We start from the raw sequence: 21336 nt of genomic DNA, 5'->3' as shown, positions 1-21336 counted from the left end.
GCGGTCACCTTGTTTTGGTGACCTGGCCCGGTTTTGGTGACGTGGCTCGCGCCGTTACTCCAGAGTTGCGAGCAGCCCCGCCATCAGCCGGCCGCGTTCGACCAGACTTTCGACCTCGATATACTCTTCGAGCGTGTGGCCGTTGCCGCCCCGCACGCCCAGGCCGTCGAGAGTCGGGATGCCCATTGCGCCGGTGAAATTGCCATCGGAGCCGCCGCCGGCGCTCGCATGCGGCAGTTCTGCGCCGAGCGACTTGGCGATCCCGCGCGCCTTTTCATACAGCGCCATGGTGCCGGCATCGGGCTCCCAGACCGGACGTGTCACGCCGCGCGTCACCTTGAAGGCGACATCATTGGTTGTACCGGAGAGCGCCAGCATCCTCTCGACGCCGCGATCGAGGTCGGCCTGGCGCTTGGCCATGGAGAGCGCCTCGCCGGTTGCGGTCGTGGCAACGCAATTGACCCATTGGCCGCCATGCACGACGCCGACCGAGAAGGTGCAGTCGTCGCTGGTCATGGCGTCGATGGCGAGGATTTGCCGCGCCATCTCGCGAATCGCCGAGCGGCCCGCCGACAAGGTCGCGCCGGCGTGGCTGGGTCGGCCGGTCGCCTCGAGATTGAACCGCGCGATGGCGTAACGTCCGGTGGTGACGCCGTTGTCGGCGCGGCCGGGCTCGGGCACCAGCACGTATTTGTTGCGCGCGGCTTCCGCCTCGATGATATCGCGCGTGGAGGGTGTGCCGACTTCCTCGTCGGGCGTGAACAGCACGGTGATCGGCAGCGGCGTCGTGAACGAGGCGCGGGCCAGTTGGCGGATCGCTTCCAGCGAAAGATAATTGCCGCCCTTCATGTCGTAGATGCCGGGTCCGTAGCACTTGCTGCCGTCGCGGCGCCATTTCAGCTTCTCGATGGTGCCCGTGGGGTGGACGGTATCCATGTGTCCGGCGATCAGGATGCCCGGCTCGCCTTGCTTCGGATGCGGAAAGCGTGCGCGGATCACGCCGCCAAAGCCCTGGCGACCGGCGATGCGCTCGATCGTCGCACCCATGATCGCCATCTCCCGCGCTGCGATATCGAGCATGCGGTTCACGGCGCTCGCGTCCCAGGTCGGGCTTTCGCATTCCACCCAGCCGCGCAGGCCCTGGAGCATCGCTTCGGAATCGAAGGGAAGATTGGCTGGATTCATCTCAATGTCTCTCCAATGTCTCTTGGGCTTGGAACATGGAACGCGCATTGCATCGGCGCGGGGCAGGACAGGCGGAGAGCGTTGTAGAGCCAAACCGATCCTTGTGGAGCCCGTGCGCGCGCCGCTTGGGCTTGCAGCGAAACCGGATTGACGCGCTCGGCACTGTCTGCAAGTCTCGAAAAGATAAAGGCATTGCATGAGGTTAGTTCGCCTAAAGAACGAACCGGATGCTCAATCAATAACCTGCCTTTGAACAGTTTCACGTCAGGAGAACTTTTGATGTTTAAGTTGATGCGCCGGGGGCCTCGCGCGTTCGCCTCCAAACTTGCGCTGTCGGTCGTCGCGCTTTCGACTGCACTGGCCTCGCCGGTGCTTGCGGCCGGCAAGACCATCACGGCGGTGATGCATTCGGATCTGCGCATTATCGATCCGATCTTCACCACGGCCTACATCACGCGTGACCATGGCTACATGATCTACGACACGCTCGTGGCGCCCGATTCGACCTTCAAGATCCAGCCGCAGATGGCGGACTGGAAGATCTCGGACGACAAGCTCACCTACACGTTCACGCTGCGCGACGGCCTGAAGTGGCATGACGGTGCGCCGGTGACGGCGGAGGACTGCGTTGCCTCGCTCAAGCGCTGGGCCGCAGTCGACGGCATGGGCCAGAAGCTGCTCGACTTCACCGCCAGCATCGAGGCGACTGATGCCAAGACCATCACGCTGAAGCTGAAGGAGCCCTACGGCCTCGTGCTCGACTCGATCGGCAAGCCGTCCTCCCGCGTTGCTTTCATGATGCCGAAGCGCCTCGCCGAGACGCCGCCGGACAAGCAGATCCCCGAGCAGATCGGCTCGGGTCCTTTCAAGTTCGTGCAGTCGGAATTCCAGCCGGGCGTGAAGGCGGTCTACGTCAAGAACACCGACTACGTGCCGCGCAAGGAGCCGTCGAGCTGGACCTCCGGCGGCAAGGTGGTGAAGGTCGACCGCGTCGAGTGGATCACCATGCCGGACTCGCAGACCGCGGTGAACGCCTTGCAGTCGGGCGACATCGACTTCGTGGAAAACCTGCCTTACGACATGCTCCCGTTGCTGGAAGCGAACAAGGAGATCACGATCGAGGTCTCGAACAAGTTCGGTTTCCAGACGCTCGGCCGGATGAACTTCCTTTATCCGCCGTTCGATAATGTCAAAGTGCGCCGTGCTGCCTTTCTGGCGATAAACCAGAAGGACGTTCTCGACGCGCTCGTCGGCAACGCCAAATATCAGAAGGTCTGTGGCGCCTTCTTCGTGTGCGATACGCCGTTCGCGACCGAGGCCGGTGCCGAGACCCTGGTGAAGGGCAACGGCATGGCCGAAGCCAAGAAGGCGCTCGCCGAATCCGGCTATGACGGCACCCCGATCGTGATCATGGCCCCCGGCGATGTCACGACGCTGAAGGCGCAGCCGATCGTTGCAGCTCAGTTGCTGCGCGAGGCCGGCTTCAAAGTCGACCTGCAAGCGACCGATTGGCAGACGGTGGTGAGCCGCCGCGCCAGCCAGAAGCCTCCGAAGGAGGGCGGCTGGAACATGTTCTTCACCAACTGGGTCGCGGCCGACGTCTCCAACCCGATCGCCAATCTCTCGATCGGCGGCCAGGGCAAGAAGGGCTGGTTCGGCTGGGCCGAGAACGCCAAGATCGAAAAGCTCAAGGACGACTTCGTTCGCGCCGCCTCGCTCGACGATCAGAAGAAGATCGCTGCTGACATCCAGAAGGAAGCCTATGAGCAGGTGATTTACATCCCGCTGGGGCAGTATCTCCTGCCGAGCGGCTGGCGCAAATCGCTGACCGGCGTGCTCGACGGTCCCGCGACCCCGCTGTTCTGGAACGTCGACAAGTCGGAGTAGGGCGAAGGCTCTTCCCTTTCGTCCGGATCATCATGCGGCGCCGCTGTCATCAGCGGCGCCGTTGTCGTTTGTCGATCTTGGTCGTTTGTCGACCTTGCGCCGGCTGAGAAGGCGGTGAATTCAAACTTTTCCAGTTTCCAATCATTGCTATTTGTTTCCGTACTGAACTAGATGTGCCGTCCTTGCGCATCATCTTCCTTCCTCCATTTGATTCCAGTGCCGATCGATTTTGCATTCCAGGCGATGGCCGAACGGTCCGATCGCACGCCGGCGCGATGGCGCCTGCCATTCCTGCGTTGGCTCGATGGCGTCGAGACGGGCTGGGCCGTGCCGCTTCTCATCGCCTGCTTCGTCGCGATCTGGACACTTTATCTGGCGGTCGCCTATGCCGGCGGCGGTCTGCACCCCGATACGCTGGAGGCCTGGACGCTGGGGCGGCATTTCGCGTGGGGCTATCCCAAGCATCCGCCATTGACCGGCTGGGTTGCCGCGAGCTGGAGCGCCATTTTTCCGCTCACCGACTGGTCGCTGCAATTGATGGCGATGGCCAATGCCGGGCTTGCGCTGGTCTTCGTCGACCGGATCGCGCGGCAATTCGTGACGGGGCACAAGCGCGTCCTGGTGCTGTTGCTCCTGATGCTGACGCCGGCCTATCAATTCCATGCCCAGCGCTTCAACGCCAACGCGGTGCTGCTGGCCGTCTGGCCACTGGCGACGTGGTGCTTCCTGCGCGCATTCGAGACCCGAGCGGTGTCGTGGGCGATCGCCGTGGGATTCACGACGGCGCTGGCCATGGCCGGCAAATATTATTCGATCTTCCTTGTCGCGAGCTTCACGTTTGCCGCGCTGGCGCATCCGGCACGAGGCGCCTATTTCAGCTCCGCCTCGCCCTGGATCTCGGCCGTCGTCGGGCTTGCGGCGCTGTCACCGCATGTCCATTGGCTCGCCACGACGGGGGCGCCGACCTTCACCTACGCGCTGAACCATGCCAACGGCACTGCGGTGAGCTCGCTGTTTGAGGCCTGGAACTTCCTTCTGGGGCTGTTGGCGGCCATCAGCGTGTCTGCCGTCGTCTGGATGTTGATCGCCGGCGCGCGACTGAAGCAGTTTCCGGACGATTTCGCAGCGATGAATCCGGGCCTGCGGCTTCTCTTTTACGTTGCCGTCGGCACGATTGCGCTGCCGGTTCTGATCTCGCTCGTGATCGGCACCGATCTGCCGTCGCTCTGGGCCTTGCAGGGGGTGTTTCTGTTCGCCATTCTCGTGGTCTGCGGCACAAATTATCCAATCGAGCGCTTTTACACCGTCAACCTCACCTTGGTCGTGGCCGGCGTCGCGCTCACGGCCGTCCTCGTCGCCGCGCCGATCCATGCCGTCTATCGCAACGATCACGGATACGAGGAGGGGCGCAATTTCTACGCGCAGGCGGCGAACCGATTGACACGCGAGTGGCGCGAGCTGACGGGCGAGCCGCTCGCGGCCGTCAGCGGCGACGATTCGCTGGCCTTCGCGTCCGCCTTCTACAGCCCGGACCATCCGCACTACGTGCGGCCGTTCGAGGATCAATATCCCGGGGGCTTGCCGCGCAAGACGACGCTGGACCTCGGCTGGGCCGCGCTCTGTTTCCGCGACCAGGATGATTGCAACCGATGGATGGACCGGGTGGCCGGGCGTGCCGGGCACTTCATCAGGCGGGAATTTGTCGTCCAGGCGCAGCTATGGGGCCGGCCCGGTCTCACGCGGGAAGTGGTTGTGCTGATGGTGCCGCCCCATGGAAGCGGCGCGGCACCCGAGGGCGTTGCGGACGATTTCAGCGCCAGCAGGCGGGCAACGGAATAGGCGTCTTGCTCAGCAGTGGCTGTCGCGGACCCGCTCGAGCCCTTCGCTTGCGAACGGCACGGTGAAGGCGGTCTTTTCGGCGCTCGACGGCGTGCGTTCCGTCTTCGCCCGCTCCGCGGCGTCGTGGTCTTTACGGTTGTTCGGTTCCATTGAAGCGCCTTTTCAAATGTTGCAGTACAACATCGAGAGCGCCGCGAAGTTCCTCACCCGATGGCGCGATGATGCGGCTTGAACAGCCGTCCCCTCTCCACCACCAGCACGATCGCGAGCGCAGCGAGCGAAGACACGAAGAAGCCGACCGAGAACGGCAGCAACGTGCCGTCGAAGCTTTGTCCTATCGCCATGCCGACGGCGATGCCGATCAGCGTCGTGATCGAGCCGTAGAGCGAGGACGCGGTGCCGGCGATGTGGCCCTGCGGCTCCATGGCGAGTGCGGTGAAGTTGGCGACCATCATGCCGAAAGAGAACATCATCAGCGCCGAGAGCACCATGAACAGGGGAAGCGGCAAGGCGCCCAGGCTTTCGGTCAGCAGCATCACACCGGCCACCGCGGTGTAGAGCGTCAGCGCGCCGTGCGAGATCACGCGCATGCCGAGGGTCCCGACGAATCTCGCATTGAGGAAGCCGGCAATGGCGGTGCCGGCCGCGATCGCGGCGAAGGCGAGCGGAAAATAATGGCCGAGGTGATAGATGCCGACAAATACTTGCTGGGCCGAAAATACGTAGGCGAACAGCGCACCCATGACGCTACCGGCTGCGAGCGCGTAGCCGAGGGTTTGGCGATGGGTCACGGTGTGCCAGTAGGCCCTGAGCACGTCGGCCGGCGCAAGCGACCTGCGTTCGCTCTCAGGCAAGGTCTCCGGAAGCCGCAGCACGGACCATGCAAGCGCGAGCAGACCGTAGAGCATCAGCACGACGAAGATGCCGCGCCACGCCGTCACCAGCAGCACCGCCTGTCCGAACGAGGGCGCGATCACGGGGACGGCGATGAAGATCATCATCGCAAGCGACATCACGCTCGCCATGCGGCGGCCGACGTAACAGTCGCGCACGATCGAGGTCGCGATCACGCGCGTCGCCGAGGTGCCGAAGCCCTGCAGTGCGCGCGCCAGCAGCAGCGTCTCGAACGACGGCGCGGCAATCGCCAGCACGCTCGCCACCGCATAGACCGCCATCCCGCCGAGCAGCACCGGGCGGCGACCGAAGCGGTCCGATAGCGGGCCCATGACGAACTGTCCCGCGCCAAAGCCGATCAGGAAGGTCGACAGCACCAGCTGAAGGTGGTTGGCGACGGGGATGTTGAAGGCCGACCCGATATTGGGCAGCGCCGGGAGCATCATGTCCATCGCAAGCGGGTTCAGCGCCATGATCGACGCGATCACGATGACGAATTCGGGAAAACCCATCGGCCGGTGTCCCGAGGACACCCAATCGTCGGCATTGACGTCGGACAAGAAGCTCACCTCTGATTTGAGGCCCTTATCTATCTTCAATGCTGCGTTGCACAAGCGACGTTTCGGGATAGCTGGCAGGCGGAGCAGGAGCCGACAGGATTGATGAGGTATCAGCGCTCGGGGCCGCGGCGCGCGGCGAGATCATCCGCGCAGCTCTCGTGGTGCGGGCAGCCGGGGTCGAACCGGCACAGCGCTTGCGCACCGAGGGATTTTAAGTCCCTTGCGTCTACCAATTCCGCCATGCCCGCTTGATCCAACGAGATCAGTCACTTAAGACCCTTACCGGCCGCCTGGAATTGGCGTTTGCAGGCCGGAGGGGCGGTTCTTCCTTAGGCGAGCCGGCGGCACAAGGCAAAGCCTCAATCCGGACATCTGTTGTTGCTTTAGGCATTCTCAATCCACGGGGGCTATTCATCCGGCATGTCAGCTTTCATCCAATGCCTGCTTTGATCCAATATCCCCGGCGCACCTGCTGCGTGGCGGTCACGCTGCTCGCGGCCGGCTTCGCGCTGTCCGGCTGCGCGGGCATGAGCGAGACGGTTGCTCCGGCCTTTGCCGATCCCGCCAGGTACGAATTGTACGATTGCAAGCAGCTCGAAGGCGAGCGCAAGTCGCTCGCCACCCGCACCGCTGATTTGCAGAGGCTGATGGACAAGGCGCAGACCGGTGCGGGCGGCGCCGTCGTGTCGGAGCTTGCCTATCGTAACGACTACGTCGCGGTCCGCGGGCTGGCGCAGATGGCCGAGGACGCTTGGCGCCGCAACAAGTGCCGGGAAACGCCGCCCGAAGCGAAGCCGGCCGCTGCGCCCGCGGCCGATCCTGGCCCGATCAAGCCTGCCCCGAAATCGACAAGAGCAGTGCGCTGAAACCAGCGCCTCGCATCAGGGTCGCCAGCCGTAAATCCAGTCCTGCCGTGCCAGCATGCGTTCCGGGCCGAGGGCGCGGACCGCAAGATCGCGCGCGTATGCGAGCGGGCCAGTGAAATGATAGATGCGGCCTTGCTGCCGCGCGGTCCGCTGCACCCGCCGCACGCGCGTCTGGCGCGTACGGCCGTATTGTCTGAGCGCAGCCGTGATGCCCGTGGTGCTCTCGGCGCCCTCAGGGCTCAAATGCTGCGCGAGCACGGCGGCATCCTCGATCGCCATGCCGGCGCCCTGCGCCGCAAACGGCAGCATCGCATGCACGGCGTCGCCGAGCAGCGCGACCGGGCCTTGGCTCCAGGGGCAGTCGTCGGGGACGCCGAACAGCGCCCATTTCCGCCAGCTATCGACCGTGGCGAGCATCATGCGCGCCGCTGCCGGCCAATGTGGCGCGGCGAAGGCGTCCATCACCTCGCGGGGATCGCCGGGCGTGCTCCAGCCAGGTCTGTTCCAGGTGCCCGGCAGCACCGCGACCACGTTGATCTGGCGTCCGCCCGCGATCGGGTAGGCGACGAGATGGGCATTCGGGCCCATCCAGAGCTGGACCCGGCGCGCGGTGTAGTCCTTCGGCAGCTGCGTGGCATCGAGCGTGCCGCGCCAGGCAATCAGCCCGGAGAAGCGCGGCTGCACCTCGGGAAACAGATGCTGGCGCACCGTCGACCAGATGCCGTCCGCGCCGATCAGCGCACTGGCGAGATCGCTGCGCCGGATCGTGCCGCTGCGATGGACGACCGTCAGCCCCTTGGCGTGAGGCGCGACGTCTTCGAAGGTCGCGCCGAGTTTCAGGTCGATATCGGGATGGTCGGAGACTGCGCCGGCGAGTGCGGATTGCAGGTCGGCGCGGTGCACCACCCAATAGGGAGCGCCGGCGCGGGCGGCGGCGGCTTCTCCCAGCGGCATGCGCAAGAGTTCGCCGCCGGCCCGCGCGCTCATGATCGAGACCGCCTCCGGGATCACGGTACGCAGCTTGAGGCGCTCGGTGAGGCCGAGCTCGGCCAGCACGCGGCTGGCATTGGGAGAGAGTTGCAGACCGGCGCCGACTTCCTCGAGCCGCTCGGCCTTTTCCAGTACGACGATGCGGAAGCCGCGGGCCGCGAGCGCAAGCGCAGCGGTCAGTCCACCGATGCCGGCACCGGCGATGACAATCGTTCGGGAGAGCGCCACCCCTGGCCGATGGAAGCGGTCAGGCCACCTTGTCTTTCAGGACGCATTCCGGCGGACGGGCTTCGCCCGCCTTCAGGTCGGCGGCGAAACGGTACAGCGTCGAGCAGTAGGGGCAGATGATCTCGTTGTCGTTGCCGAGGTCGAGGAAGACGTGCGGATGATCGAACGGAGGGTTGGCGCCCACGCACATGAACTCTTGCGAGCCGATTTCGATGACGGGGACACCGGCATCGTTGTGGAAGTGCGGGACGACATGGTCGGACATCGTACTCATCCTGGAGTGGCAATGGCGGCAGACACAATCACGACTGACGCGGCATTATTAAGGCGCCGCGGACCATACTGGTGGGTGTGGATGATTGCTAGCCCAGCGGAACCGAAAGCCCCGCAATGCCCCATGCTCATTTGCTCATGCAAATTCGACACAATCTTGCGGCCTGAGAGAAGCCCTTCTTTCGTCGGGGACGTTGTGTCGCAATTCTGGCATACTATGTCTGTGGACGAGCGTAATTGCGACGAAAGACGAACCGTCAGGCGTCAACGATCTCAGGACCGTCCAGGCTCTCCGCATGAAGTGGTTGCGAATCAGCACAGCATTGACCGGTATCGTGGCGTGCGGCTTCATGCTCGCGCAGGTAGCACCCCATGCCCGCGAGGCCGGCGCGATTCTGGCCGCCCAGGACGATCCCGCCGCGCTCTCCGAGATCAAGCTCGACGCGCTGCTGCGGCACAACGACCGCCTGATTCAGGACAACATCGAGATCGCGCTCGCATCGGGCGATGCCGATCTTGCCGACAGTTTTGTCGCGTTGGCGCGCGACCGCAACATCGCGCTGCCTGACGACCTCCTGAGCCGTGTCGGCGATGCGGTCAAAGCCGAAAATTCCACCTCGCATTTCGCAAAACGGTTTGCCACCGGTCTCGTCACCGGCAACGCGGACGATGTTGCGAGCCTGTCGGGAACCGTGGCCGGCGATCTCTTCGTCATCGGCGATATCAGGGACGTCGTGCGCGAGGGCAAGCACCTCGCCATGGGCGAGGAGACCGATCGCCTGGTGCTGGGCCTCGCGGCCGCGGGTCTCGCGGTTACGGCCGTGACCTACGTCTCCGTCGGCGGTGCCGCGCCGGTTCGCGCCGGGCTGACGCTGGTGAAGGACGCGCGCAAGGTGGGCCGGCTCGGCGAGGGACTGGCGGCATGGGCCGGCCGGTCCGCGCGCGAGGTCGTCGATACGCCGATGCTCCAGAACGCGGTTGCCTCCGGCTCGGTGCTGCGGCCGAGCCAGACCTTGAGCGCGATCAAGGCGGCGTTCCGCGCCGAGAAGGCCGGCGCGCTGGTTCGGCTCGGCAAGGATGTCACGCGCGTCGTCGAGAAGACCGGCACGCGCGGCGCAATGGATAGCTTGCGCATCGCTGAAGGTCCGAAGGACGTCGCACGCGCGGCGCGGCTCGCGGAAGCGCAGGGCGGCAAGACGCGCGCGATCCTGAAGCTGCTCGGCCGCGGCGCGCTGCTGCTGATCGGCGGGGCGTTCAATCTCGCACTCTGGCTGTTCGGTGCAGCCTTGACGCTGTTCGGCCTGTTGTCCTCGATCAAGGCGACCACGGAGCGCCTGACCCAGGCCTGGTGCGATCGCAGACGGGCGCGGCGACTTCGCCAGGCCCGGATCTCCGCCGAAGCCGTTCTGGCAAGCGCTGCCGTCTCGGCCTAAGATACCTCTTCCCCTCAAGATTGCGGAACTGATGATGCCGAGCTTTCACAACGGCGCCGTTGAAATTGCCTATCTCGACGAAGGCGAGGGCGATCCGATCATCCTGGTGCACGGCTTTGCCTCCAGCAAGAACGTGAACTGGGTCTATCCGACCTGGGTCTCGGAGCTGCGCAAGAACGGCCGCCGCGTCATTGCGCTCGACAATCGCGGCCATGGCGAAAGCGCAAAGCTCTACGAGCCCGCGCAGTACTCGATCCCGACCATGGCCGGCGACGTGCTCGCGCTGATGGATCACCTCGCCATCCCGCAGGCCGATCTCATGGGCTATTCGATGGGCGGACGGATGACGGCCTGGCTCTCCCTCAACGAGCCGCAGCGCCTGCGTTCGGCAATCCTCGGCGGCATCGGCATCGGCGGCCTGATCGAGGGCACCGGGCCCGGCGAGAACGTCGCGAAGGCGCTGGAAGCGCCCTCGCTCGACGACGTCACCGATCCCGTCGGCCGCACGTTTCGTGCTTTTGCAGACCAGACCCGTTCCGACCGCAAGGCGCTGGCCGCCTGCCTGCGCGGCACGCGCGATCTCATGACGAAGGACGAAGCCGCGCGCATCGACGTGCCCGTGCTGATCGCGGTCGGCAGCGCCGACGACGTCGCAGGATCCGCCAGCGCACTCGGCGCCATCATCCCGGGTTCGGAAGTGCTCGACATTCCGAACCGCGATCACATGCGGGCGGTCGGCGACAAGGTCTACAAGACCGGCGTGCTCGATTTCCTGTCACGCCGCGCTTGAGGTTTCGTCCGCAGGCCCGTCGTCGCCGAACGATCTTGAATCTCGCACCATAAAGGGGCCGTCCAACCCGTTCAGGACAGCTGTCCACTCCATTATGCGCAAAGAATTTGGAAGTTCGCTAAGGGCGGCGCCACACGCTGACGTTGCCCAATAGAGCTACGTCATACAATCGTTGCTGTGCTCAATTGCAGATCTCCCATTGTCCGACTCCAGCCAAGCGGCTCAATTCAAGGTGGCATCCCGGTCGAACGGGGCGACAACCAGCTGTCGAACAAAATATCTGACCATTGGACTTGGCCTGCGGTCTTGAGGGGCTGCCCTCGGACTGCTTTCGCTCGGCGTCCTTCTTCTGTGCATCGTCACGTGTAGCAACCGGCTTCTTCTCCTGCGCCTTTTCGCATTCATTGTCGTCGTTCACGCGATAACCAGCGCGGCAGGCGATCTTGACGCAGGCGTCGCCATCGGCTCTGAAACCGTGATCACAAATCAATGGGCAGACCCGGCCCGGTTTGGCCTTGATCGCATCGAGAGCTTCGAAGCTCGCGAGCTTGGCGTCGAACTTGGTTCCGGCATACTTGTTGAACGTCGAGAGCGACCTCTGCGATGAGGCGTTCCAGTCGCCGTCAGCAGCCGCGGACAGACATCCGACCCGGCGCAGCTCGGACTGAACCAGCCTTGCGGTCTCCTGAGGCGACAGGCTCGGCGGCGACGACGCTGGCGCAACGGCCGCGACCTTCTGCTCGCTGTCGATCTGGTCCTTCTTCTCGGCCGCGAGTTTTGCGGACTGATCAGCCGCTGCCTTGTCGCTCGCGATCTTGTCTGCGAGAGCCTTTTCAGCCGCCTGCTTGTCGGCAAGCGCCTTGGCGACGGCCGTCTCCGCCTCTTTCCTTCGCTGCTCAGCAGCGGCAGCTCTCGCCTCCTCGACCTGCTTGGCCTTCTCGGCCGCGAGCCGGGCGTCCTCGGCGAGTTTCGCGGCAGCCGCCGCCTTGTCCTGCTCGGCCTTCTTGGCGCGGTCCGCCGCGAGCCGTGCTTTCTCATCTTCGGCCTGCCGGGCCCTGTCGGCGGCGGAGGCGCGTGCTTGCTCAGCTTCGATCTTCCTCAACTGGACCTTGGCGAGGTCAGCATAGAAGCCATCCGGGTACGTCCGCAGGAAGGCCTGCCATGCGTCTTTCTCGCCTGCCTGCAAGGCCAGCTCGTAGTCTCTGCGAACCGCATCCTGAGGGCTTGCCTGCGGTCCAGGAGCGGCTGCCGGCTTCGCCGGGACCAGCGGGACGTCGTCGCCGCCGAGCGAGCCGTATACATAGGGCTCCTGCTTGTAGCCGGTGTTCTTGAGGACGTCGTCGCGGACGAAGCCGAAGGCCTTGCGCAGGTCGAGGCCCGGCGTCGGCAGACGCTCGACCAGAGCTGTCGAGAACGGGCTGTTCCTGGAGTCGCCATCCGAGGCGGTCGAGCCGGCCTTGGCCGCAAATGCGATCATGGTGTTCGGGCTGGTCGGCTCGATCTTGGCAAGGCCGCGACCGATCGCGCGCGAGGCCACGGTGCGCTTCATGGTCTTGGCGAACGGGTTGTCGCGGCAGGCGTCCAGGATGACGAGACGGAGCTGCTTCGCCGGTTCGATGGCAAACAGCACCCGATCCAGCGGGAAGGTTTCGTCGAACACGTCGGTGTCGGTCTCCAGCGCCGCGTCCGTGGGGATCAGATAATTGTTGCCGTCCAGCTCGATGCCGTGGCCGGCGTAGTAGATCACGGCCACGTCCGCATCGCGCGCTTTGGCCCCAAACTCACGAAGCGCCTTGCGCATGTCGACGACGCTGAGATCGAGCTTGGTATCGACAACGTCGAAGCCTGCCTTTTTGAACATGCCGCCGACCAGCGTGGCGTCGTTCACGGGGTTGGCGAGCCGGGGCACGCTCTTGTAGGCGGAGTTGCCGATCACGAGCGCGACACGCCGCTCGGCCTGCGCCGGAGCGGCGCCAAGCCAGATCGCAAAAAGCAATAAAACCAATAACCGAAGCGCGCCCACTTGGAGCCCCAAACCACAATATGAGCAGAATATTAGTAGCCTGCCTAAAGGCAAGTGGTGGGTCTGTGACCCTGATCACGCTACGATCTGCGTCGGCCCAAAGGCGACGTCGGATCGGCGGCCGCAAGTCTGCAACGGGGTCACGAGCTGACCTCGCAGGCGTGGAGGAATTGAGTGCTAGGGTCCGGTAAGGCTGTTATCGGACTCCCGGGTTCCGCCTAGATGGTAGGTTGCAAGGCAAGGGATCGCTGATCTTTGGAAATCTTCCGTAAACAAGAACCAAGCGCGATGACGATGCATCCTAATCTCATCGCGCTTTAGCATCGTCGCCAAGTCGCCGCCCGAGCGCCGTCAGCACTGTGAAGGTCGCAACCCACACCATCCGCGCGCCGTAGCGATCGTGGGGGCCGGATATGACGGCGCAGATGAAGGCGTTGCCGAGCAGCGCAAGCGTGACTGTCGCCGCCAGCAACGTCAGATCGTCCAGCCGGCGATGTGTGAGCGCGTGGCCGAGCAGCACGACGAGCGCCAGCATCGAGGCCAGCGCGACGGGCACGTGCAGCCAGTTGATGGTGTCGAAGTCGAGGGCCCAATTCTGCTGGCGCGCCGCCCGCATAGGCGCGGCCTGTGAGGGGATATAGCGCTCGATGATGCCGCGGGTGTGCGGGATCCAGCCATTGGTGCCTTCGCCGGTCGCGACATGCAGCAATTGCTGGCCCATCGCCCGCAACGCCGCGCCGGCCTGCCAGGCCGGATAGTCTTTGAGCGAACCCACGACGATGGTGCCCATCTCGTCGTTCATGCCCTCGAAGCGGCCGAGCGTGTTGAACATGCTCTTGCCCCACAGGAATTCGTCGGCGGTCGCCGGCAATTGGTCGCGATAGGGGCAGAGCTTGAGCTTTTCGCGGGGGCAGTGGTCGTTGAGATAACGCGCGACGATGCCGTCCTGCATCATGCGACCGAAGGCGACGCCGGTGCCGCCGGGCGTCCAGGCCCATTTGCCCGACAAGGCATGGTTCGCCGATACCAGCATCAGGCCGCCGGCGACGATGGTGAGGCTCGCTTGGGCCAATCCGGCGGTCGGAAGCCGGCCCCCCAGCAACGGTCGCGCCATCCAGCCGGCGACGCAGAGCCCGAGCAGCACGCCGAGCGTGGCGCTGTGGGTCGCGGCGGCAAAGGCGGTGAAGACGAACAGCGAGATTTTTTCGAGCACCGAGGTCCGCTGCCCACCGATGACCAGCAGGAATAGCGACAGCACCGACAGGCCTGCAAAAATGTCGGTGAGCAACATGCTCGCAAGCCAGGGCAGCGCGGTCGACAGGATCAGGAGCAGGCTGATCGCGACGAAACGGACCGTCTGCATCATCGAGAGTACGCGCAAGGTGAGCTGCAACAGCCACAGCGTCGCCAGCGACTGGACCGCGAGGTTGATCCAGAAACCAGAACTCTCGCCATAGTGCAGATAGATGCCGAACACGGTGGAGCGGCTCGGGACGAGATAGCCCTCGTACCAGCGCGCCAAATAGCCTCCGGTATCCCATTGCAACAGCGGATAGCCGTTCCAGAACGCCGGCGCGATCAACAGGAGCGGCAGGGCGACCGCGGCGAGCCGCAGCCAGAGTGAGCCCGCGGCGCCCGCGCGCGCATGATCAGTGGTGATGGTCAAATCCGCTCCGTCCTCACTCGGACCATGCCCGCAATCACCGTTGAGGCGGAATTCACCAATAGTTTGACACCGCCCGGCTTGAATTTGGCGAAACCCTGACCATTTTGAGCCGACCTTGCCGCCCGGGGTCTCGGAAGAAACTGTTGCGATTCAACGCGTTGGCATGCCCGGCGGAGCAACGCACTGTTCACTCTCAGGCAAGCCCGTCAGGACTTTGTCGCCTAGACTGTGTTATAGAACCACCGAAACGAGCCAATTCGAAAGAGCAGATCTCATGGCAGTGCATCAGGTCAATCCGGGAGGAAAGCTCGCAACGCTCGATCCGATCTGGGATCGGATCCGCGGCGAAGCGGAGGACATCGTCCATCGCGAGCCGGAGCTTGCGACCTTCATCTATTCGACGGTGCTGCATCACAGTCGCCTGGAAGATGCGGTGATCCATCGGGTCGCCGACCGGCTCGATCACTCCGCGCTGTCGGGCGATCTCGTGCGCCAGACTTATGACGAGGCGCTGCGCGACGATCCCGATCTCGGCAACGCCTTTCGCGCCGATCTCGTGGCCGTCTACGACCGCGACCCCGCGACTTCGCGCTTCATCGATCCCTTGCTCTATTTCAAGGGCTTTCACGCCATCCAGACCCACCGCCTCGCGCATTGGCTCTATCTGAAGGGCCGCAAGGATTTTGCGTACTATCTGCAGAGCCGGGCGTCTGCGGTATTCCAGACCGACATCAATCCCGCCGCGCGCATCGGCCGCGGCATCTTCCTCGACCACGCCACCGGCTTCGTCTGCGGTGAGACGGCGCTGATCGAGGACGACGTCTCGATCCTGCATGGCGTCACGCTCGGCGGCACCGGCAAGGAGAATGAGGATCGCCATCCGAAAATCCGTCACGGCGTCCTGATCGGTGCCGGCGCGAAGATCCTCGGCAACATCGAGATCGGTCACTGCGCGCGCATCGCGGCGGGCTCGGTGGTGGTCAAACCCGTGCCGCACAACGTGACGGTCGCAGGCGTGCCCGCCAAGGTCGTCGGCGAAGCCGGCTGCGCCGAGCCGTCGCGCACCATGGATCAGATGATCAACGCCATGGGACTTTGAGGTGGGACTCTGAGGCGGGACTTCGAGCTTGTCGGAAGGGGGCGGATTTTCCGTCCCTTTCGTCCCTCAATTCTTTTGGCAATTCATGCTGGCGGTTGGTCGCGTCTCGTCCTAAAACCCGCGCCAACCCAGATTTCGATTGGAGACTTGCCGTGGACGTCAAGGAAGTTAGGAAGCTCGACGCGTATTTGAAGCGCGTATTCGGCAATCCCAAGATCCGCGTCGTGCCGCGGCCGAAGAAGGATGATTCCGCCGAGGTCTATATCGGCGAGGAATTCATCGGTGTGCTCTTCGTCGATGACGAGGACGACGATCGCTCGTTCCAGTTCCAGATGGCGATCCTCGAGGACGATCTGGTCGACCAGGAGTGATGCGACCCGATTGGTGAGGCGGAACTTCCCGCCCTCACCATTTAGTGTTTGACGCGGCGGTGCGATCGGCCGGCGCTTTTCCCACATTCCGTCCATGCGAACTGTGCTGATCTCCGGGGCGGGGATTGCCGGGCCGACGCTCGCTTATTGGCTGCGTGCCGGAGGATACGAGCCGACGCTGGTTGAGCGCGCGCCCGCGCTTCGTCGTGGCGGCTACGTGATCGATTTCTGGGGACTGGGCTACGACATCGCCGAGCGGATGGGGCTGTTGCCGGCGATCGAAAGCGCCGGCTATCGCGTCAGGGAAATGCGGATCGTCGACGATCGCGGCCGGCGAGTCGCCGGATTTGGTACGAACGTCCTCGACGATCTCACAGGCGGGCGTTACGTCACTCTGGCACGAAGCGATCTGTCGCGCCTGCTGTACGGTACGGTCCGCGATGGTGTTGAAACGATCTTCGATGAGGAGATCGTTGGCCTGGAGCAGCAGTCCGAATGGGTCGACGTCCAGTTGCGGCGCGGCGGGAGCCGACGTTTCGATCTCGTCGTCGGTGCTGACGGCCTGCATTCGCAGGTACGCAGCCTTGCGTTCGGCTCGATCGAGACATTCGAGAGGAATCTCGGCTATGGCGTCGCGGCATTCGAAACCCGCGGCTATCGCCGTCGCGACGAGAATGTGTATCTGATGCACAACCGGCCGGGCCGTATGATTGGCCTTTTCGCGCTGCGCGATGATCGCACCTTGTTCCTCTTCGTGTTTCGCGGCGATGCAGGCGGGCCTGCCGCAAAGGCACAGCTGCGTGATCTCTATCGCGACGCCGGCTGGGAATGCCCAGACATTCTGAACGAACTCGAGCGCGCCGACGATTTGTATTGCGACCGGGTCAGCCAGATCAGGATGGACGGCTGGTCGCGGGGCCGCGTCGCGCTGATTGGAGACGCTGCGTTCTGCGTCTCGCTCGTCGCCGGGCAGGGCTCGGCTCTGGCCATGATCTCTGCCTATGTGCTTGCGGGAGAACTCGCACGCGCCGACGGGCGCCACGAGGAAGCATTCAGCGCCTATGAGACCCGCCTTCGCAGCTATATCGGCGCCAAGCAGCGCGGAGCCGAGCGCTTCGCCGCGGCATTTGCACCGCGGACGTCATGGGGATTGTGGTTTCGCAATCAGGTCGTGAGGGCGTTCTCCTTGCCAGGCGCGGCGAGACTCGCTATTGGCCGAGACCTTGCCGACAAGCTGGATCTGCCGAGTTATCGCTGGCGCGATCACAAGGAGATCGGCGTTTGAATTGCCCGCGGCTTTGATCGTTAGCTCTTCCTGAGAATGCGCAGTCGCGCGGTGGCATCCGCGACCGTCACCCCGTGCACATCGACGAGATCGGCTTGCACGACCATCTCGCGCTCCGTTCTCTCGACGATGCGTGCTCTCGCCGTAATCGTCCCGACGCCGACGGGCTTCAGGAAATGCGTGTCGAGGCTCCGTGTCACGAGCGTGAGGTCCGCAGCGATGGCCGCAAGCGCGGTAATTCCCGTGGCTGAATCCAGCATCGCGGCCAGAAATCCGCCCTGGATCGTCCCGTGCCTGTTGGTGAAAGCCGGCTGAGCCTGGAAGCGGATCAGTGCATGCCCGCTCTCGTCGAAGCCAAGCCATTCCCGTCCCAGCAACTGGGCGCCCGGCGGGAGGTTTGCTGCTGCATCGTTCACATCGATCACCGCACCGGTTTCTCAATGGCGAGGGTATCAAGCAGGCGCTCCGGCGCAAGGCCAAGTAGCGATGATGACGATACGCCCTGCGCTGTCGCCGTGGATGGCGCAACTGTTCGTGCCCGCGACGGAGCGCAGTCGGGGAGTTGGCAACGCGCTCATCGATGCCGCCGTGGCTCGCACCGCGGAGCTGGGCTATCGACGGCTGTACCTCTACACGTCGGGACGTTGCCGGCCTATTACGCGTCCCGTCGCTGGCAGCCGATCGAGGAGCTTGATTATCTCGGCAAGACGCGGGTCATCATGACATACGATCTGCCCTCGCTCTGAGGGCAACGCACCATCAATCAATTTCCCACCCTGCCATTCTGCCTCTGTTTTGCCCGACGCGTCAAATGTTTTTCGAAAAATACGAATTATCGGAGGGGATCGAGTTTCCCCAAAAAATACGAAGTCATGCCAGGCACTTGGCTACTGTGCATGGGGTTGTTTTCGCAGTTTTGTTTTGGAGGCTCGCGGGCCGCGCGGCCGCTTACCCCTTTGGTCCCCGCAACTGCGCCGTCAGCTTCTCCATCGCTTCCGCCGCATCCCGCCATTGCGACAGCCAGCTGCGCGGAAAGCGGAAGGTGAGGTCGGCGCCGCCGACACGGCGTTCGGCGAGGCACATGCCGGGCGTCGCCCCATCGCGGGTGCAGCGCGCGGTCAGCGAGGGGCTTGCGGCCGAATAGAGATCCTCGCTGCCGTAGGGCGTATCGGCGCGGAACATCCGCATCGTCAACCCGTCCTGGGGCGTTGCCGCGGCCTGGTCGAGATAGCGCGGATAGATCGTGGCTACGCGCTGCTCGGGCGAGAGCGCATCGCGATGCGCGGCGATCGACAGGAAGATGCGGTCGATCGGCTGCATCGCCGCGTCCACGCTGTCGGCGGTGACGTGCTTCGGCGCGCCCGGCGGCTCGAGCGAAGGGTACAGGAAGTCGAGATCGATCCGCTCCTGCGGCCCGGAGTGGCGCTGGATCTTCATGCGGATCGCGGTGGTCGGCAGGTTGAACAGCGTGCCACCGACGCTCACCGGCAGCTTGTCCGGGGCGCTCGCGCCGCTCGGGCCCCAGGTCGGCCACAACAAATAGGCGACGAGCGCGACGGCGCACACCGCGGCAATGCCGCCGAGCACGATCGGGACCACGTGGGCCCGGCTGCGCGCCCGGGGAGACTGAGGGGAAATTGCCGAAAACACCGTCATGAGCCGCGAATGAGCCGGAAGTCGGCCGATGGCCGACGAATCAGCGGCGAATATGCCACGCGGCGGTGGTTTCGCGGAGCGTTCACCCGCTGCAGGGAAGGGAGAGAGGCCTGCGTGGAACGGCTGGCGGCGTTAACCTTCCCTTAAGGATAATGTAGCGTTAACCGGCACTCTTTGTCACAGGAAGGCACCTCGCGTTGCGTAAGGGCGGACCGTTCCGATGGCACCTGAAGCTCTCAACACATTCTTCTCGATCGGCATCGGTTTCGCGCTCGCGGGAGCGCTCGTGAGCGGATACCAGACCGTCGCACAGCGGCCCGCCGGCTTCGGTCTGTTGCAGGACGGCGTGGCGCCGAAGACTTTCGCGGCGGTTCCGTTCCTGGTGTTCGCGGCGCCCTTCATCATCATGCGCAACACCCTGCGCGGCAGGCAGCTGGAGAGCCGTCGCGTCGAATTCGTGATGATGGCCACCGTCATCGCCGGCTTCTGGAGCATGATGAGCGGCACCTTCGTCCTGATGACGCTTCGCGCGGCCGGCGTTCTGGTCTGATGCGCCTGCTGTAGGGCTGCCTGCGCGGCAGGCCTTTGCGTCGAGGCTGCCGTTTCGCTATGGCTGGGGTTGACCCGACAGGAGACCCTCATGGCGATCTACGAGCTCGACGGGCAGGCGCCCGACCTTCCCGCCGACGGCAACTACTTCATCGCCGAGACCGCCACCGTGATCGGCCGCGTGCGCCTGAAGCCGGGCGCGAGCGTCTGGTTCGGTGCGGTGCTGCGCGGCGACAATGAGTGGATCGAGATCGGCGAGGGCGCCAACGTGCAGGACGGCTCGACCTGCCACACCGATCTCGGTTTTCCGCTTCACATCGGCAGGAACTGTACGATCGGCCATAACGTCATCCTGCACGGCTGCACCATCGAGGAGGGCGCACTCGTCGGCATGGGCTCCATCGTGATGAACGGCGCCAGGATCGGCCGCAACAGCATCGTCGGCGCCGGCTCCGTCATCACCGAGGGCAAGGAATTTCCCGAACGGTCCCTGATCATCGGCTCGCCGGCGCGGGTCATCCGCACGCTCGACGACGCCCAGGTGCAGAAGATGGGGAGCGCGGCGAAGTTCTACGTCGCGAACGGCCCGCGCTTCACCAAGGGCCTCAAGCGGATCGGGTGAGCTCAGCTTCCTTCGGACTCGCGTGCTTCTAGTGCGCTTGCGACCTTCTCGTGGCCCGCGGACCAAAGGGCATGCTCGTCGCTGCCGTCCTGGTACGGATTGGCTTCCGCCGGAATGTTTTGACGCGCTGCGCGTTCGCCTTCTGCAAAAGCATCGCGATCGTTCATCGTGACTGCGCCTTCCTGTTTCCGGAGCCTTCCGGTTTCAAGCTGATGCGACGTCATTTGTTCCGGAACCGGTCATTGCTGCGGCGGTTGACCGGCGAAGGAGATTTCAATGGCCGGATTGCCTACAGCCCGTTCAATCAAGACTGTGATCGTGATCTTCGCCCTTGCCGCGATGCCGGCCGTAGCGTTCGCGCAAGCGAGCGGCGGCTCGGCGGGATCGGCCGGAGGTGTGGCCAATTCTCCGGCGACTGCGCCCGGCACCAACAGTCTGGGCACCGCCCAATCGTCCGGTGCGAATGCTGCATCCGGAGGCACCACCGGCGCAGGCGGGGGTAGGGGGACCGATGCCGCCGTCAACGCCGAGGACCGGCTGCTCGACAAGAAGCTCAAGAGCATCTGCCGCGGCTGCTGATGCTCGCGGGGAAGTGAGACAGTGAGGCTGTCAGGAACGACGCAAGCCAATTAGCTTGGTCGTGCTTTGAAGCGTGGAGCGTCTCCACGCGGAGGATCGAGTGATGTTACGCAAGATGATGTTGACGGCGCTGGCCGTCGCGATAGTCGGGCTGTCAGCCCCACAGGCCGCCCAGGCGCGGGGCGGTTTCGGCCACGGTGGTGGCGGCTGGGGCCACGGTGGCGGCTGGGGTCACGGCGGCCACTGGCGCGGCGGCGGCTTCTGGCCGGGAATCGCCATCGGGGCGGGTATCGCCGGCGCGGGTTATTACGGCAGCTATTACGGCTATGGCCAGCCGTATTACGGCGATCCCTATTACTATGGTACCGGTTACGACGATGGTGGCTATGGCGGCTGCTACGTCGTGCGCAAGCGCGTCATGACGCCGTCGGGCTGGCGATTCCGTGCCGTCGACGTCTGCGAATGACCCGTTAAAAAACAAGGTCGCTGACGCAATATACCGTCAACGACCTTGCCAGCCCCGGACATTGAAATCGGCTCA

The 21336-nt window shown here is 64.3% G+C and carries 22 protein-coding genes and 1 tRNA gene; 12 read left to right on the top strand and 11 right to left on the bottom strand.

The features are described from left to right. Positions 1-54: 54 nt before the first annotated feature. Positions 55-1185: a M20/M25/M40 family metallo-hydrolase gene (locus BRA1417_RS0128730; RefSeq protein WP_027518737.1), complete on the bottom strand. Its 1131-nt coding sequence runs from the start codon at positions 1183-1185 to the stop codon at positions 55-57. A 279-nt stretch (positions 1186-1464) separates the two neighbouring features. Here BRA1417_RS0128730 and BRA1417_RS0128725 point away from each other — a divergent pair, with 279 nt between their 5' ends. Further along, positions 1465-3072, top strand: a complete 1608-nt coding sequence (locus tag BRA1417_RS0128725; protein ID WP_027518736.1) for an ABC transporter substrate-binding protein — start codon at positions 1465-1467, stop codon at positions 3070-3072. Positions 3073-3279: 207 nt separating this feature from the next. After that, positions 3280-4911, top strand: a complete 1632-nt coding sequence (locus BRA1417_RS0128720; RefSeq protein ID WP_371260006.1) for a glycosyltransferase family 39 protein — start codon at positions 3280-3282, stop codon at positions 4909-4911. A gap of 9 nt (positions 4912-4920) precedes the next feature. On the opposite strand, the gene BRA1417_RS45020 is transcribed toward BRA1417_RS0128720, so the two are convergent. The 3 genes from BRA1417_RS45020 to BRA1417_RS0128705 form a co-directional block, all read right to left on the bottom strand. After that, the gene (locus BRA1417_RS45020) at positions 4921-5061 is read right to left on the bottom strand and encodes a hypothetical protein (protein ID WP_198034865.1); all 141 of its coding nucleotides are present in this window, start codon (positions 5059-5061) and stop codon (positions 4921-4923) included. Positions 5062-5114: 53 nt separating this feature from the next. After that, a complete protein-coding gene (locus BRA1417_RS0128710) occupies positions 5115-6365 on the bottom strand; it encodes a multidrug effflux MFS transporter (RefSeq protein ID WP_027518734.1) in 1251 nt (416 codons plus the stop codon). Between the two features lie 159 nt (positions 6366-6524). Further along, positions 6525-6613 (bottom strand) — tRNA-Leu (locus BRA1417_RS0128705). Between the two features lie 189 nt (positions 6614-6802). Here BRA1417_RS0128705 and BRA1417_RS0128700 point away from each other — a divergent pair. Further along, complete coding sequence (locus BRA1417_RS0128700; protein ID WP_027518733.1) at positions 6803-7231, top strand: hypothetical protein; 429 nt, start codon at positions 6803-6805, stop codon at positions 7229-7231. 15 nt (positions 7232-7246) lie between these two features. On the opposite strand, the gene BRA1417_RS0128695 is transcribed toward BRA1417_RS0128700, so the two are convergent. Further along, positions 7247-8449: an FAD-dependent monooxygenase gene (locus tag BRA1417_RS0128695; RefSeq protein ID WP_027518732.1), complete on the bottom strand. Its 1203-nt coding sequence runs from the start codon at positions 8447-8449 to the stop codon at positions 7247-7249. Between the two features lie 19 nt (positions 8450-8468). After that, positions 8469-8714 carry a zinc-finger domain-containing protein gene (locus tag BRA1417_RS0128690; RefSeq protein ID WP_007602543.1) on the bottom strand — a complete coding sequence of 82 codons (246 nt, stop codon included), beginning with the start codon at positions 8712-8714 and terminating at the stop codon, positions 8469-8471. A gap of 304 nt (positions 8715-9018) precedes the next feature. Between BRA1417_RS0128690 and BRA1417_RS0128685 the strand changes: the two genes are divergently transcribed. Both BRA1417_RS0128685 and BRA1417_RS0128680 read left to right on the top strand, forming a co-directional pair. Then, entirely contained in the window at positions 9019-10155 is a 1137-nt protein-coding gene (locus tag BRA1417_RS0128685) for a hypothetical protein (protein WP_027518731.1), read from the top strand. A 34-nt stretch (positions 10156-10189) separates the two neighbouring features. Continuing rightward, positions 10190-10945: an alpha/beta fold hydrolase gene (locus tag BRA1417_RS0128680; protein WP_027518730.1), complete on the top strand. Its 756-nt coding sequence runs from the start codon at positions 10190-10192 to the stop codon at positions 10943-10945. A gap of 181 nt (positions 10946-11126) precedes the next feature. Here the strand turns inward: BRA1417_RS0128680 and BRA1417_RS0128675 are convergent, their stop codons facing one another. Both BRA1417_RS0128675 and BRA1417_RS0128670 read right to left on the bottom strand, forming a co-directional pair. Next, positions 11127-12968, bottom strand: a complete 1842-nt coding sequence (locus BRA1417_RS0128675) for a caspase family protein (RefSeq protein WP_027518729.1) — start codon at positions 12966-12968, stop codon at positions 11127-11129. Positions 12969-13275: 307 nt separating this feature from the next. Beyond that, positions 13276-14634, bottom strand: a complete 1359-nt coding sequence (locus BRA1417_RS0128670; RefSeq protein WP_027518728.1) for a hypothetical protein — start codon at positions 14632-14634, stop codon at positions 13276-13278. A gap of 274 nt (positions 14635-14908) precedes the next feature. Here BRA1417_RS0128670 and cysE point away from each other — a divergent pair, with 274 nt between their 5' ends. From cysE to BRA1417_RS0128655, 3 genes are all read left to right on the top strand, one after another. After that, a complete protein-coding gene (gene cysE, locus BRA1417_RS0128665) occupies positions 14909-15733 on the top strand; it encodes a serine O-acetyltransferase (protein ID WP_007602549.1) in 825 nt (274 codons plus the stop codon). 152 nt (positions 15734-15885) lie between these two features. Then, positions 15886-16104: a DUF3126 family protein gene (locus BRA1417_RS0128660; protein WP_007602550.1), complete on the top strand. Its 219-nt coding sequence runs from the start codon at positions 15886-15888 to the stop codon at positions 16102-16104. A gap of 94 nt (positions 16105-16198) precedes the next feature. Beyond that, a complete protein-coding gene (locus BRA1417_RS0128655; RefSeq protein ID WP_027518727.1) occupies positions 16199-17389 on the top strand; it encodes an FAD-binding domain in 1191 nt (396 codons plus the stop codon). Between the two features lie 20 nt (positions 17390-17409). Here the strand turns inward: BRA1417_RS0128655 and BRA1417_RS0128650 are convergent, their stop codons facing one another. Both BRA1417_RS0128650 and BRA1417_RS0128640 read right to left on the bottom strand, forming a co-directional pair. Next, positions 17410-17805, bottom strand: a complete 396-nt coding sequence (locus tag BRA1417_RS0128650; RefSeq protein WP_245286281.1) for a PaaI family thioesterase — start codon at positions 17803-17805, stop codon at positions 17410-17412. Positions 17806-18337: 532 nt separating this feature from the next. Continuing rightward, positions 18338-19045, bottom strand: coding sequence for a hypothetical protein (locus BRA1417_RS0128640; protein ID WP_027518725.1), 708 nt, complete (start codon positions 19043-19045; stop codon positions 18338-18340). Positions 19046-19265: 220 nt separating this feature from the next. Between BRA1417_RS0128640 and BRA1417_RS0128635 the strand changes: the two genes are divergently transcribed. Continuing rightward, positions 19266-19595, top strand: coding sequence for a hypothetical protein (locus BRA1417_RS0128635; RefSeq protein WP_027518724.1), 330 nt, complete (start codon positions 19266-19268; stop codon positions 19593-19595). Between the two features lie 90 nt (positions 19596-19685). Beyond that, entirely contained in the window at positions 19686-20216 is a 531-nt protein-coding gene (locus BRA1417_RS0128630; protein ID WP_027518723.1) for a gamma carbonic anhydrase family protein, read from the top strand. A gap of 2 nt (positions 20217-20218) precedes the next feature. Here BRA1417_RS0128630 and BRA1417_RS45015 read toward each other — a convergent pair whose 3' ends face one another. Then, entirely contained in the window at positions 20219-20383 is a 165-nt protein-coding gene (locus BRA1417_RS45015) for a hypothetical protein (RefSeq protein WP_198034864.1), read from the bottom strand. 109 nt (positions 20384-20492) lie between these two features. Here BRA1417_RS45015 and BRA1417_RS0128620 point away from each other — a divergent pair, with 109 nt between their 5' ends. Together BRA1417_RS0128620 and BRA1417_RS0128615 are read left to right on the top strand one after the other, a co-directional pair. After that, positions 20493-20795, top strand: a complete 303-nt coding sequence (locus BRA1417_RS0128620; RefSeq protein WP_027518722.1) for a hypothetical protein — start codon at positions 20493-20495, stop codon at positions 20793-20795. A 103-nt stretch (positions 20796-20898) separates the two neighbouring features. Continuing rightward, positions 20899-21261, top strand: coding sequence for a hypothetical protein (locus BRA1417_RS0128615; protein WP_027518721.1), 363 nt, complete (start codon positions 20899-20901; stop codon positions 21259-21261). Positions 21262-21336 lie beyond the last annotated feature (75 nt).

It is taken from the genome of Bradyrhizobium sp. WSM1417 (genome assembly GCF_000515415.1).
Classification (GTDB): Bacteria; Pseudomonadota; Alphaproteobacteria; order Rhizobiales; family Xanthobacteraceae; genus Bradyrhizobium.
This window is presented reverse-complemented; position numbering and strand designations above follow the sequence as displayed.